14 protein-coding genes are annotated in these 13,401 nt (G+C 53.0%); 3 read left to right on the forward strand and 11 right to left on the reverse strand.

The window, feature by feature from the left end; all coding sequences use genetic code 11:
- Positions 1-8: 8 nt before the first annotated feature.
- The 3 genes from rsmH to FC49_RS06825 form a co-directional block, all read right to left on the reverse strand.
- Positions 9-956 (reverse strand): 16S rRNA (cytosine(1402)-N(4))-methyltransferase RsmH, encoded by a 948-nt coding sequence (rsmH, locus tag FC49_RS06815; RefSeq protein ID WP_034537490.1) that lies wholly within the window; start codon positions 954-956, stop codon positions 9-11.
- Between the two features lie 20 nt (positions 957-976).
- Complete coding sequence (mraZ, locus tag FC49_RS06820; protein ID WP_003712686.1) at positions 977-1,405, reverse strand: division/cell wall cluster transcriptional repressor MraZ; 429 nt, start codon at positions 1,403-1,405, stop codon at positions 977-979.
- A gap of 137 nt (positions 1,406-1,542) precedes the next feature.
- A complete protein-coding gene (locus FC49_RS06825; protein WP_003712685.1) occupies positions 1,543-1,896 on the reverse strand; it encodes a hypothetical protein in 354 nt (117 codons plus the stop codon).
- A 125-nt stretch (positions 1,897-2,021) separates the two neighbouring features.
- Here FC49_RS06825 and FC49_RS09780 point away from each other — a divergent pair, with 125 nt between their 5' ends.
- Positions 2,022-2,141: a DUF4044 domain-containing protein gene (locus FC49_RS09780; protein WP_003712693.1), complete on the forward strand. Its 120-nt coding sequence runs from the start codon at positions 2,022-2,024 to the stop codon at positions 2,139-2,141.
- Positions 2,142-2,230: 89 nt separating this feature from the next.
- Here FC49_RS09780 and FC49_RS06830 read toward each other — a convergent pair whose 3' ends face one another.
- The 3 genes from FC49_RS06830 to FC49_RS06840 all read right to left on the reverse strand — a co-directional run bounded on the left by FC49_RS06830 (position 2,231) and on the right by FC49_RS06840 (position 6,113).
- Positions 2,231-4,567: an FtsK/SpoIIIE family DNA translocase gene (locus FC49_RS06830; protein WP_056984622.1), complete on the reverse strand. Its 2,337-nt coding sequence runs from the start codon at positions 4,565-4,567 to the stop codon at positions 2,231-2,233.
- A gap of 12 nt (positions 4,568-4,579) precedes the next feature.
- Positions 4,580-5,089, reverse strand: coding sequence for a tRNA (cytidine(34)-2'-O)-methyltransferase (locus tag FC49_RS06835; RefSeq protein ID WP_056984623.1), 510 nt, complete (start codon positions 5,087-5,089; stop codon positions 4,580-4,582).
- Positions 5,090-5,255: 166 nt separating this feature from the next.
- Positions 5,256-6,113, reverse strand: a complete 858-nt coding sequence (locus FC49_RS06840) for a methyltransferase domain-containing protein (protein ID WP_056984624.1) — start codon at positions 6,111-6,113, stop codon at positions 5,256-5,258.
- A 342-nt stretch (positions 6,114-6,455) separates the two neighbouring features.
- Between FC49_RS06840 and FC49_RS06845 the strand changes: the two genes are divergently transcribed.
- Entirely contained in the window at positions 6,456-7,484 is a 1,029-nt protein-coding gene (locus FC49_RS06845; RefSeq protein WP_420890067.1) for a lactonase family protein, read from the forward strand.
- A gap of 68 nt (positions 7,485-7,552) precedes the next feature.
- Here the strand turns inward: FC49_RS06845 and FC49_RS06850 are convergent, their stop codons facing one another.
- From FC49_RS06850 to yjbM, 3 genes are read right to left on the reverse strand one after another with little or no spacing between them, the layout of a single operon-like run.
- Positions 7,553-8,446 carry an RluA family pseudouridine synthase gene (locus FC49_RS06850; protein ID WP_056984626.1) on the reverse strand — a complete coding sequence of 298 codons (894 nt, stop codon included), beginning with the start codon at positions 8,444-8,446 and terminating at the stop codon, positions 7,553-7,555.
- A complete protein-coding gene (locus FC49_RS06855) occupies positions 8,446-9,261 on the reverse strand; it encodes an NAD kinase (protein ID WP_056984627.1) in 816 nt (271 codons plus the stop codon). The genes FC49_RS06850 and FC49_RS06855 overlap by 1 nt, the downstream gene beginning before the upstream one ends.
- Positions 9,262-9,933 (reverse strand): GTP diphosphokinase, encoded by a 672-nt coding sequence (gene yjbM / locus FC49_RS06860; protein WP_056984628.1) that lies wholly within the window; start codon positions 9,931-9,933, stop codon positions 9,262-9,264.
- A gap of 155 nt (positions 9,934-10,088) precedes the next feature.
- Between yjbM and FC49_RS06865 the strand changes: the two genes are divergently transcribed.
- Positions 10,089-10,724, forward strand: a complete 636-nt coding sequence (locus FC49_RS06865) for a DsbA family protein (RefSeq protein WP_003713901.1) — start codon at positions 10,089-10,091, stop codon at positions 10,722-10,724.
- Positions 10,725-10,891: 167 nt separating this feature from the next.
- Here FC49_RS06865 and FC49_RS06870 read toward each other — a convergent pair whose 3' ends face one another.
- Positions 10,892-12,277 carry a C69 family dipeptidase gene (locus FC49_RS06870; protein WP_056984629.1) on the reverse strand — a complete coding sequence of 462 codons (1,386 nt, stop codon included), beginning with the start codon at positions 12,275-12,277 and terminating at the stop codon, positions 10,892-10,894.
- 2 nt (positions 12,278-12,279) lie between these two features.
- Complete coding sequence (locus FC49_RS06875) at positions 12,280-13,338, reverse strand: competence protein CoiA (RefSeq protein ID WP_235804886.1); 1,059 nt, start codon at positions 13,336-13,338, stop codon at positions 12,280-12,282.
- Positions 13,339-13,401: the final 63 nt, after the last annotated feature.

A 13,401-nucleotide genomic window follows, 5' to 3' on the forward strand; every position in this document is an offset into this window, starting at 1 on the left:
ACCTTACTCTATTTAATCTTTTCAATGATTCGTAACTTAGCACTGTGCGCACGGTGGTTCTCCGCTAATTCTTGTGTGCCGGGAAGAATTGGTTTACGGTTGATCAGCTTAAAGTCAGGACTCATCCCCTCTGGAATCACCGGCAACCCCTGGGGTAAGTCATCACTGATGGATGATTTTTCCTTAAACATTGTTTTAACGAGGCGGTCCTCCAACGACTGGAAGGTAATAACACTGATCCGCCCGCCAACGGCCAACATTGCCAGCGCCTGCTCTAAGGACTCTTCCAGCGCTCCCAGTTCATCGTTGACCGCAATACGGATTGCCTGAAAACTCTTTTTGGCCGGGTGACCGCCATGCCGCCGTGCCGCCGCTGGGATGGCTTCCTTGATCACGTCGACTAATTCAAAGGTCGTGCGGATTGGCTCCCGCTGCCGCCGCTGCTCGATTTTACGGGCAATCTGCTTAGCAAACCGTTCTTCCCCGTAACGGTAGAGAATCCGGACGAGGCGCTCATAGGGCCACTCATTAACCACTTCCATTGCCGACAAGGACTGGCCTTGGTTCATCCGCATGTCCAACGGGGCGTCGAGCTGGTAGCTAAAACCACGCTGGGCGTCATCAAACTGCGGTGACGAAACCCCCAAGTCATACAGGACGCCGTCGACCTTGTGGACGCCTTGAGCAGCTAAATCCTTCTGGAGGTGGCGAAAGTTATCCTCAATGAGGGTTAACTTCCCAGCCGCGAGTGCATCCTTCAACCGGTCACGGTTATAATCAATCGCGGTTTCATCCTGGTCAAAAGAATACAAGTGACCGGTGGTGAGCTGGCCCAAAATCGCGCTGGTATGACCACCGCCCCCCAGGGTACCGTCAACATAGGTTCCCGCCGGCTGGACGTTTAAGCCCGCCACGGCTTCTTGCAATAAAACTGTTACGTGCTTAAACGTGGCCATCGCCATTTAAGCCCCCTTTCCTAGAAGTCAATTTGCAGGTCCTCGGCAATCTCATCGAAATTATCCGCGGTAGTAGCCGAGTAATCGTTCCACCGGTCAGCACTCCAGATTTCAAACCGGTTAGAAACACCAATAATCACGCAGTCTTTTTGGAGGGACGCGTGCTGTCGTAAAATGGCGGGAATATTGACCCGGCCCTGGCGGTCAAGCTCGCACTCCGTCGCCGCCGAGTATAGGAAACGGACAAATGCCCGGGCATCCCGCTTCGTCAGTGGCAGGGCCGCCAGCTTAGCTTCCAGCCGTTGCCATTCCGCTTGTGGATAGCCAAACAAGCAACCATCGAGCCCCCGGGTAATAACGAAAGAAGCCCCTAACTGGTCGCGAAACTTGGCGGGGATAATCAGGCGTCCCTTGGCGTCAATCACGTGATTATATTCACCCATGAGCACGACTAATCCCCCCTTTACCACTTTATAGGAATAGTCTACCACATTCCCCCACTTCTCACCACGTGAATTCCGATAAAAAAAGCGATAACCGGGCGAACCGTGGTTATCGCTACAAAATTCACTTATCCTTCAATTAATTAAACTAGTGGTAAGCTGCCGGCAAAGATCGACGCTCCAAAGGAAATAATCGCAAGCCAGGCTGAACCACGCCAAAACGGTGGCCAGTAGCGCCGGTATAGAAATTCATGGTTGTGGACCAGCTGGATAACAATCAGGGCTAGTGCCAGGACCATCCACACCGCCACCGGATAGGCAATCCAATAGAGTCCAAAATTCCACCCGGCTAACAACCAGAACAGGACCGCCGTGAGCGCCCACCAGAGCGTTACGTGCTTTTTCCTCTGCATAAACCGGCCGCAGAGGTATTTTACCCCGATAAAAATGAGGATAATCAGGACCTGCAAGAGGGTCCGTTGGTAATCGATCGTCACACTACATTCCTTCTCTACTATGTCATTTTATTTCAGTTTACCATAAAGGCTGGTTGTTCGTTTGAAATTGACCAGGGAATTGCGGTAAACTACAAGGAGTTTAGATAGCGAAAGGCGGAAAGTGCATGCAACATAAAAAGAAAACGCGGTTTCAGAAAATAACGATGGTGGCTATTTGGCTAATGCTGATTGCCATGCTCGGCTCGTTGATTTTCAGCGCAGTTGTATCGTTGATGGGAAACTAGGGTTCAATTCAGAAATCTGGCAAGCAGCAAAAAACTCGCAACCAACGTGGTGGCATTCCACCAGCAGTTGGGCTGCGAGTTTTTTAGTTCTATTCCGCTGGTGGTTCCTGGTCAGTATCCGGCTGTTTAAATACTTCTCGGGGCTTGGAACCGTTGGCGGGGCCGATGTACCCCCGTTGCTCCAAATCGTCAATAATCCGGGCGGCCCTGTTATAGCCAATCCGGAAGCGGCGCTGAATCAACGAGGTCGAAGCTTTCTGCTCCGCCACCACAAATTTAAGGGCCTCTGGGAACAGTTCGTCCTCGTCTTCCTGTTCTTCTTCAACCGCCATCTCCTGGTCAGTCACGACCATGTTCTCGTCGTATTCCGCCGGTTGTTCCTGCTTGATGTAGTCAACCACTGCTTCGACGTCCCGGTCAGAAATAAAGGCCCCCTGGACCCGGGTCGGTTTGTTTTGGTCGATTGGCTCAAAGAGCATGTCCCCCCGCCCCAGCAATTTTTCGGCCCCGTTGGTGTCAATAATCGTTCGGGAGTCGATTCCGCTAGAAACGGCAAAGGCAATCCGGGAAGGCACGTTGGCCTTGATCAATCCGGTAATAACGTCTACCGACGGCCGCTGGGTTGCGAGAATCATGTGAATTCCGGCGGCCCGTCCCATTTGGGCAATCCGGACAATGGCATCTTCAACATCGTTGGAAACAGTCATCATCAGGTCCGCCAGCTCATCGACAACAACCAAGATTAGTGGCAAGCTTGGTTGATCCGTGCTGTCTTCCTGGTTGTTATTGTCCTGGACTAATTTGTTGTAACCGGCTAGGTTGCGGACACCAAACTTTGCAAAGAGCTCATAACGGCGTTCCATTTCAGCCACCACCTTGCCCAGTGCCCGGGCCGCCTTTTTAGGTTCCGAGACCACTGGACTGAGCAAGTGGGGAATTCCGTTGTAGACACTCAACTCCACTTTTTTCGGGTCAATCAGCAACAGTTTGACCTGGTGGGGTTTAGCCTTGAGAAGAATACTGGTCAAGATGACGTTAATGGCAACCGACTTCCCACTCCCGGTCGCCCCGGCAATGAGGAGGTGGGGCATCTTTGTCAGGTCCGCCATCTCCACGTCGCCGGTCACTGTCCGGCCTAACGGAACGTTCAGGGGATGGTCGTCGGCCGGTGCCGCTTCAAACATGTCACGGAAGCCGACGGTGGCGACCTGCTTATTCGGTACCTCAATCCCAATCAAGGACTTGCCGGGAATCGGCGCTTCAATCCGAATATCCTTGGCGGCCAGCGCCAAGGCCAGGTCGTCAGCCAGGTGGGTAATTCGGCTAACTTTAACCCCGACTGCGGGCCGCAGTTCATACTTGGTAACAGACGGGCCAAGGTTGACATTTTCCACCGTAGCCTCCACCCCAAAGGATTGAAGGGTCGTCTGCAGGGTTTTTGTATTCTGCTGGATATTTTTCAGGTCGCCCTGCTGGTCCGTTGCCGGGACCTTAGTCAGCAGGTCCAGCGGTGGCAGCTGGTAGTCCTTATCCTCCTGCGCCGTTACCCCCGTCATTGGCAGGTCGGTGTCAGGAGAATCGCTCGGTGCCGACTCATCCTCCTGTTTGCTGCTAGCCACGGTAATCTTCGGCGCCGGTTGTGGTTGGACCGGTTCAGCCGCCGGAGCTTCATCTGCTGGAGCAGCCGGCGTTTGTGCAGCTGGGACCGCCGTCTTTTCTTCCGCTGGCTGACTAGCTGACTGACTCTTATTGATCGCCGAGGTGACTGCTGGCCGGTCAGCGTAGTCCCGAACACTTTGACTAGCCACTCGCAGCCCCATTCCCAAGCGCTGGATTCCCCTGCCGGTGAGTGCCAAAAATCGCCGCCACGGCAGGGCAAAAAAGATTACTAGCCCCGCGACTATCAGTAGCCAGGCCAGGATCCCGGTACCAACCCGGGAAACCAGGAAGTCGCTCCCGTTATATAAGTAGGCTCCGAGCATCCCCCCACCAATCGGCACCGTGTTATCGCCGTTGAAGAGGACCCGACTGAGGTTGCTCCAGGTAACCGGGATAAAGTTGGCATGGACATTTTGCTGGCTAACCATCAGGACGTGGAGCCATAACAACAATCCGGTATAAGTTACCAGGTAGCCAGCAACCCACCGCAGCTTCAGTCGCGGTGCCTGAGCGTAAAAAGTATAGGATAAGGAGAAAATCATCACGGTAATGATAGCAAGGGGGTAACTCTCCCCCACCAGGATCCGGAAGCAGTTAGCGATAAATGTCCCGAGGCTGCCCAGGTTGGTTAAACCAAGGAGCATCAGTAAACTGACGATCAGCCCGACCAAGTTATTCACCAGACGGGCTTCTTTCTTTGCCTGGCTACTTCGCCGGCCCTTCGTCTTCGCCGTGCGCCGGTTCGTCGACCGTTTTCTTCGCGCCATGGTTAATCCTCCTTATTTCAACTTGTCATGCTGGTAGGTGTGTACCCGTGCCAAGTTGGGGAAACTTTGCTGCCGCAAGGCCTCATAAATGACGATAGCCGCACTATTCGACAGGTTTAATGCCCGGATATTATCATCATTTTGGGGAATCCGGATGGCATTCTCCGGGTACTTCCGCATAAAGGCTTCCGGCAGTCCGGTAGTTTCCTTGCCGAACAAGAAATAGTGGTCCCCCGCACCCGTATAGTCCACGTCAGTGTAATCATGGTTCGCGAACTTCGACACAATGTAGAGCTTCTCCATATCCGGGATTGTTGCTAGAAAGGCTGGCAGGTCATTGTGATAGGTGATTTTGACCTTGTCCCAGTAGTCGAGCCCCGCCCGCTTCATATGCTTGTCATCGGTGGAAAAGCCCAGCGGTTTAATCAAATGTAATTCGGTATTAGTTCCCGCACAGGTTCGGGCAATGTTGCCAGTATTGGCCGGAAAAAGGGGTTCAAATAAGACAATGTGGTTAGTCATGATTAATTCTCCTCACAAAAATAAAAAAGCAGGGTCTCGGTGTGGGCACGGCGAAACGCTGCTTTAGTGAAGTACTCCTTAGCAATTACTAACGACGCTGTTCGATATCAATTGCTAAACGATTTCTGAATAATAATTTAGCACGAATATTAAGAAAGTGCAAATATTATTTTTCAGCCGTCCCCGTCAGGACACTCACATCGACTGTAATGGAAGTCAGCATCCGCAAATCTTGATCCGTCAGCTGGCGGGCGCCCTTTCCCCAGTGAAGTGGCGTCATCTCTACCAGCGATAGCGCAAGGCCAGCGGGCAGCGGAAACTGGTAACGCACCCGGTCAATCTGCGCCGTCGGGTAGTGGCGCCGGAAGAGGTCGACCACCTGCTGGTTATCGTAGTGGGAGTGGGCCTGGTCACGCCCGTACAAGAGGTGCCGTAATTCAAGCAGGTAATCACTATTGGGGACGACCTTGATTAACCGCCCACCGGGTCTGAGTACCCGCTTAAATTCTGTGTAGTCTGACGGCGAAAATAGCTCAACCAAGCTATCAAAACTATCGTCATTAAACGGCAGTTGACGTAAATCGGCCACGCAGAAAAACGCGGTTAGATCTAGCTGGGTGGCAAGGGTCACGCCCGCCTTGGAAATATCAAAGCCAATCAGGACATCACGAGCCTGCTGGCGCCGGGCTGCCAGTTGGAGCAACGGGGTCCCTTCCCCGGTACCAACATCCAAAATATTTTGCGGCCGGTCAGGCAGGTGGTCGGCCACCGCCGTAACGATGGGCTTAAACAAGCCTGCGGCGAGCAGTTGCCGCCGGGCCAGAAACATTTCTCGACCGTACTCAGTATCCGCGGCCCCGTTTAGAAAATGCAGGTAGCCGTGGCGGTTGAAGTCGATTCGATGCCCATTGGCACAGCTGATACTATTGTCAACCACCGCCGTCATTGGCGCCTGACAGCTGGGACAGCGGAATAACTCCAGGTGCTCCCGGACAAACTGACGTTGACGTTCACTCTTTTTCATATTTTTCCCTCCGTCTGCTCCCTTCAGTTTAGCACAAACTGACCAGGGCCTGGTTACCTGAGCAAGTTCCCACCAAGAGAAAGCTCCTCGCCGCTCCCCCTTGCTTGGACGATCGCCAGGATGGCCTGCCCATATTTTTTCGTGAGCAACTACTACTTAGCTGCCTCCCCCATTTTTGCTTGCTTTAACCGTTTAATTATATAACCGCTGGCCCAAGTTTTGTATATCAAATCTCAGGATGATTCTTACCCGCGGCCTTTATTAGTGCTGGTGACCGAATACAAACTAGAATTAATCAATGTGAATTGTTATGATAGCAGTAAGCATTTTCAAAAGGAGGAAATGATTTTGAGTGAACAGTTTTTGATTGGAACGTATACTAAAAAGGATAGCAAGGGTGCCTACATGGTAACCCTAGACAATGGCAAGCTGACCGATGTAAAGCTCGCCATCCCTTCGCAAAAGCCAGCCTACCTGCAAGTCGGCTCCGACCAGCGGGTCTACGCCGTTAAACAGGATGGCGACCAAGCCGGCGTGGCAACTTACGACCTCGACGGTGACCAAGCTAACACGCTGAGCACCTTTATGGAAGAAGGGCCGGCCCCAGCTTACGTCGGTCTCGACGAACAGCGGCACCTGCTGTACAGTGCCAATTACCACACGGCCAACGTCGAAGTATTCAAGGTCGCTGCTGATGGCAGTCTCACCCGGACCGACGTCGTAACTCACCAGGGTGAGACCGGCCCCGAACCCGAACAGGAAGCGCCGCACGTCCACTACGCCGACCTGACCCCCGACCAACGGCTGATTGTCTGTGACCTGGGAATGGACCTGATCGTTGTTTACGACGTGAGCGCCGACGGCAAGCTGACGGCCGTTTCCCGCTTCAAGTTTGAACCCGGCTTCGGGACCCGCCACTTGATTTTCCATCCAAATGGCAAGTACGTTTACGTTCTCGGTGAACTATCCAGCAAGCTCGCGGTCTTGAAATACAACGCCGCCGACGCTAGCTTCGAACACCTCCAAACGATTAAGACCATTCCGGCCGACTGGACCGCCCACAACGGGGCTGCCGCCATCCGGATGTCCAAGGATGGCAAGTTTATCTACACCTCTAACCGGGGTGAAAACACCATCGCCGTCTTTGCGGTGCAACCAGACTTCACGGTTAAGCACATCCAGTCCATTTCTACTGAGGGTGACTTCCCACGGGACTTCAACCTCAGTGGCGATGAATCCTACCTGCTAGCTTCTAACCAGAACACTGATAACCTGGCCCTCTACCAGCGGGATGCAGCTACCGGTAAACTGGCCCTCCTGCAAAAGGATGTTGCCTGCCCAGAACCGGTCTGCGTTCAACGCTTCAACTAATATAGTCAATTGACGTGTAAAAAGGCCCTTGTGAAACGAGCGAATCGTTTTACAAGGGCCTTTTGGGGTCAAAATTCTTTTATTGCTGCCGTAAAGTCGGCCGGCAGCGGTGCGGTAACCGTAATAAACTGTTCTTTAAACGGGCTATAAAACTGCATCCAGTAGCAATGCAACGCCTGGCGGTCAATCAGTGGACTCCCCGCCGGCGCACCGTACATTTCATCCCCGACCAGCGGGTGACCGAGGAAGCTAAAATGAACCCGAATCTGGTGGGTCCGCCCAGTATGCAAACGAATCCGCACTAACGAACGCTCGGCCTGGGCCTGGGCCAACCAGTATTCCGTAACCGAATCTTTACCATCCGCAGCCACCTGCCGTTTGACAAACGAGGTCGGATCTCGCCGAATAGGAGCGTCAATATAGCCATGCTGGGTGTGCAGGCGGCCACTGACCAGTGCGTAGTAGTTTTTCTTGACCTCATGCCGTTTCAACTGCCGGTCCAGCACTGCATGAGCAAAGCGGTGTTTTGGGAACACCACCAACCCGCTGGTGTCCTTATCCAACCGGGTCGCCACGTGGGTCACTTGGTTTTCATAGCCCTGTTCCCGATAATAGTGCTTGACCCGGTTGACCAGGCTGTCGGCAACCGGGACATTGTGGGCCGGGACGGTCGCCACCCCCGCCGGCTTGTTTAAGACCAGGAAGTCCCGGTCCTCGTAGGCAATCGTGATCGGGGCGGCTGATTCATCAACGTGGTCGTTGGCCTCTTCCGGCGGAATCACAATGGAATACTCATCCCCCGGCTGAACCAGGTCAACGGCCCACTTCGGTTCCCCGTTGATCAGCATTTGTCCGCCATGGTAAATCGCCACCTTCATCAGTGAGCTGGTTACCCCGCTCATCTTGAGTGCCGACCGCAGCTTGCGCGGGGTCGCGTGGTCGTAGCGCCAGGTAAATTCCATTACTTACCACCACCGATGAAGGAGTCCTTGACCCGGTTCCAAAAGTTGGTGTGCCGGTAGCGGGCAAAGAAAATCCGTTTTTGTGAAACCTGGAAGGAAACTTCCATTAGGTGGCGCTTGCCCTTTTCATTTTTTAAGCGAAGCTGTTCCCGGTCACAGGTCATCACATGGTCGTTAACGTCGCGCAGCCGGAGCATCAGCTTGGTATCGGCCCCGAATATAATTGGCGATCCCAGCGTCCGGAAAACGCGGTTATTGAGCGAGGCCATTTCAGCTAGCTGGAAACCAACACTATTGGGGTCCATGATTGCCCCTCCGACCGACTTGTTGTAGGCTGTCGAACCGGTCGGGGTAGAGATACATAGGCCATCGCCCCGGAAGTTTTCAAATAACTGGTTGTTGATGTAAACGTCACAGACCATCGTCTTGGTAATGTTTCGAATGGTAGCTTCATTGAGGGCTACGTAGTTATCCACCGTGCCGTCCGAGTAGCCCGCCCGCATATCCAGTAAGGGGTAGGAAACTGACTGGCCACTGTCCTGGACGAGGCTGTCCACCAGGTCGTCAATTTCAAAGTTACGCCAGTCGGTATAAAAGCCCAGGTGGCCGGTGTGGATTCCCACGAAGCGGATCTGGTCAAGCTGGTCGATGTAGTGATGAAAAGCGGACAATAAAGTCCCGTCACCGCCGATTGTGATTACCACTTCCGGGTGCTGGTCATCGTAGGTAAGTCCTGCCCGTTCGATTTCCGCCCGTAAGAGTTTCGTTACCCGCTGTGACTCAGCAGTTTCGTTATTATAAATTCCAACTTTCATTTATTCCTGCTCCTTTGGCTTAGTTAAATCTTCGCCAGGCTGAGCCGTCTGGGTCGCCTTTTTGTATGAAAATAAGTTTTGGGCCTCCTGGATTTCTTCGCGAATTTCGGACATCTCATTGTCCAGGTGAAAGGCCGCCTCAGCAGCCCGTTGCAGCCGGGCGGACAGTTCTTCCGGAAAGGCGCCCTGGTACTTGTAATTTAGCGAATGCTCAATTGTCGCCCAAAAGTTCATCGCCAGCGTCCGTACCTGGATTTCTGCTAAAATCCGCTTTTCACCGCTGATCAATTGAACCGGGTACTCAATCACAATATGGTAAGAACGGTAGCCGCTGGGCTTAACGTTAGAAATGTAGTCCCGCTCCTCTAAAATCGTCATGTCGCTCCGTTGCCGCAGCAGGTCAACTACCTGGTAGATATCCTCAACGAATTGACACATGATCCGCAAGCCAGCAATGTCTTGCATATCCTGTTCGAGCCGGTCCGCCTGGACGTGCCGGCGCACCATCTTTTCCTTAATGCTTTCGACGGGCTTAACCCGCCCGGTGACGAACTCGATTGGTGAATGCTGCTCCTCATCTTGGTACTGCTTCCGCATCCCCCGAAATTTTACCTTTAATTCATTAACGGCCTGTTGATATGGCAATAAGAAATGCTGCCAGTTTTCAATCATAATCTAGCCTCCAGTTAAATCTCGTTCCTATTTTAGCATACTTTATCCCTTTGATAGCCATTCTTCCCCTGAAAACAAATTGCTTTACAAACTGGGGGCAATTTGCAACAATAACAGGTGTTAAGCTTACTTAGTAATGATCGGAGGGGCAAGTAATGCTTGAGATTCACTTATTTGTGAACCCACTGGGGATGCGGTGTTTTCGCTGTGAAAATGACGTCCTCCGGGTTGATCAGAACCTACGCACTAAAATCAGTTACCAGTTCATTCCGGTATTCAATATGCAGACAATTACCGATACGATTCGACTTTACCACTTGGACCCTTGCAATCTGACCGTCCGGCAGGAAGTTTCCAAGGTTTTATACCAGGTAATCCTTGATTACAAGGCCGCCCTCTTCCAAGGTGGGCGGCGCGGACGGCGGTACCTGCTCTACTTGCAAGACGCCATGACCAAAGCCGGCTGGCACTATTCCGACCAGCTAGCCCAACAAATCGCTACGAAAAGTGGGCTGGACCTCGAAATGTTCATGGAAGACCGGCATTCGGCAATCGCCCGGGACGCCTTCAAAAAGGACCAGGCGATCACCAACTCATTGGGCATCACTAAGCCAGCTACCGCAATCGTCTACGATACTAAGGAGCCAGAGTACGGTTATTTAATGCCTGATTTCGACTACGAAACCCTAATCGAGTCCTACCACAACCACACCTTTAATCCCCAGCAGTCAGTAAAGGATTTTGCCAAACAGTACCATCCTTGCAGTCTCCGCGTAATTAAGAGTAACTAATTGAGTCAAATCCAAGTAAAAGAAAGCACCGAAAATCGGCTGGCGAGCTGACTTTCGGTGCTTGACTTTTTTACGGAGTCTCTCAGAGGCTTGCTGCGCGTCAGCATCATTATCTATAAAGCAGTTAAGAGGTTGAGTTAATTTCCAGCCTCTTTTTCATTCTATACTTAATATTGCAAGTGTTCATTCTTAAAGGCAACCCCCACCAGCTTCCCCAATAATTCAGTCAGCTTAGTAGTCGCGATCTCAGCCAGCCGGTTGTTAGCGGCCGTCAATTGAGCAGCACTGGCGTGGCTGGCACACTCACGGTCAACTTGCCGCTGCACTGCCCGGGTTGCTGCCAGGACGTCATCAGCACACTGCTCCACTAAGGGCTGGACCTGGCGGTAATACTGGTCACCAACCGCCGCTAGGGTGTGTACGAGCCAGTACATTTCGCGAGGCGTATACTGTTTGCTAGTGTCCCGATAGGCTGCCGGCGTGTCATTAACATTAGCATAGAAAGGTACTAGGGCGTTAAAGGTGTTGGGGCCAAAGGCTAGCCAGTGAACCCCCACCAGCGGTTCTGGGACGTTATTCCGGAGCTGGAGGACATGCAGTTCCAAGTTCCGGTTTAAGGCAATCGAACGAAATGGCGCCTCCTCCTTAGCGGCAAAATGGTAGGGGTCATACGCTGTCCCCTGGTAGTGGGAACTCATTACCTGCTTGATGTCTTCAATCGTCAACCGGTGGTTCGGCGTACAAGCAAAGGGCAGGTCATTTGCGCCCGGTTGGCTGTCCGGGCGGCCGCCACCCAGTTGCTGCTGAACATACCACGCCCGCGGGTTGTTATAGACCCGGTCCTGGTTGCTGGCGCTGCCAAAGATCCGGCGGAAGTTGTACCCCACCGGATCTGGGTTTAACTGGTTATCGTCAATCAGTTGTTGGAGGTCAGGTGCACACATCGTTTCAGCGGACGCGAAGTCAAAATTGGCGATGTTCAGCCGGTTGGGCGCAATTACATACTGGTCATCAGGAACCCGGACGGCAGCCCAGTGGTGGCCACCAAGCGTTTCAAAGTACCACACCTCCCGTTGGTCACCAAAGGCAACCGCGTTCGCCTCGTAGGTCCCATACCGGGTCAGCAATTGCCCGAGTCGCTGAACCCCTACCCGCGCTGATGAAATGTATGGCAGAACAAGGGTGAGAAAGTCCTCCTCCCCCAGGCCATCTTTATAATTATAAGGGTCAAGCGCGCGAATACGGGGGTTGGACGTAATCGTCTCCGTAGCCGTCATTACGACATTTGCCGTGTTAATACCGCCAGCGCCAAAAATCCCTGCTGAATCATCCGCGTCAGGCGTTGAGGTGTAACCGTACTGCGGAACTGGTAGGTCCAGTTTAAACGCACTGCCCTTACTAGCGTAGTGACGGGGTTGGTCGGCTGGACTAATAAAAACAAACCGCTGCGGATCAAAGGCGTTGCCGTAATCCTCCTCTCGACAGACAATGGTCGAGCCGTCAATCGTGGCTTTTCGACCGGCTAATAGCATTGTGCAGGTATGTTTACTCATCTTTATCGCTCCTTTGCTAGTAATTCTACCCGATTCTGGGCATGAATTATAGAGGCGGCAGCTAAACTCGCATTCTTAGCAGCAAGGTCTGTAAACCAGGACGGGTGGCAAAAGAGGACGTAGTGGTCACCGCATTGGCAAATTACCCGGGCCGCTAGCAGGTCCAGGGTAAATTCATTAATTACGGTTCCACAAACGCTTGGTGGTGCGCAGGCGAAGTCCAGCCAGTAGGGCCGCCCACACTGCCAGAGCCAGTGTTGCCACTCAGCCGGCGACCAAGCTGTAAATAACGGCTGCGTCCGTAAGGCTAACAAAACGGCAATCCGCCAGTAGATCACCGCTACCCGGGTGGTTGGCCAGGTCGGTACCAGGTCATGACACACCAGGGGACAGTGGGCTAGTGGCTGCTGAACCGTTTCATACGCGGTAGCTGTTAACCGCCGAACGAGGTCATTAGCTGAGCCGTTCCTGGCCAGGGCCAGGACCTGTTGCTGCAGCAACTTTGTCACCGGCGGCCGTCCCCTAACAAATGAACAGCGTCGAAAGCTCCGCCAATATTCAATCTGGCAACGCCTAGTGTTCCAATAGGGAATAGTCGGTTGGTCAGCAATAATCTGGGTAAATTGGGCTAGCTTAGCGGCGGAGAGGTGGTGACGGTAGGGTTGACCGAGCAGCCAAACGGGCTTGATTCCCAGCTGATAATAACCCTCGTTTCGTGCTTGCAGGCGGGCTACCGTTAACGGGCTACACTGAAATTCAACCGCAACTAACCGCCGGTCCCGCCATACTAAAATATCTGGTCGCTGGTTAATCGCTGGCAGGTAGACTTCCAAGCGGGGCCGTAAGCCCTGTGCCTGAAAGTAGTTGAAAAGCTGCTGCTTGCCACGCAAGTGCTCACTGGTTTCCCCCTCACTAACAGCACAATCGGCGCCTGGACGGTGGGCAAAGTGGGCCACCTTGCTCCTGCCACGGCGAAGGTACACGGGCTGCTGGCAGGCCGGGCAATAGTAGCCATCACCAGCCGCGGCGTTTGCGGCCAATACTAACTCCTTCTTGTTCATCGCCACTAACAAAAAAATCCCCCCTCTTTATAAAGACGTGAAGTGCAACAAAAAAGTTAGACA

The organism is Limosilactobacillus oris DSM 4864 (genome assembly GCF_001434465.1).
In the GTDB taxonomy this organism is placed as follows: Bacteria; Bacillota; Bacilli; order Lactobacillales; family Lactobacillaceae; genus Limosilactobacillus; species Limosilactobacillus oris.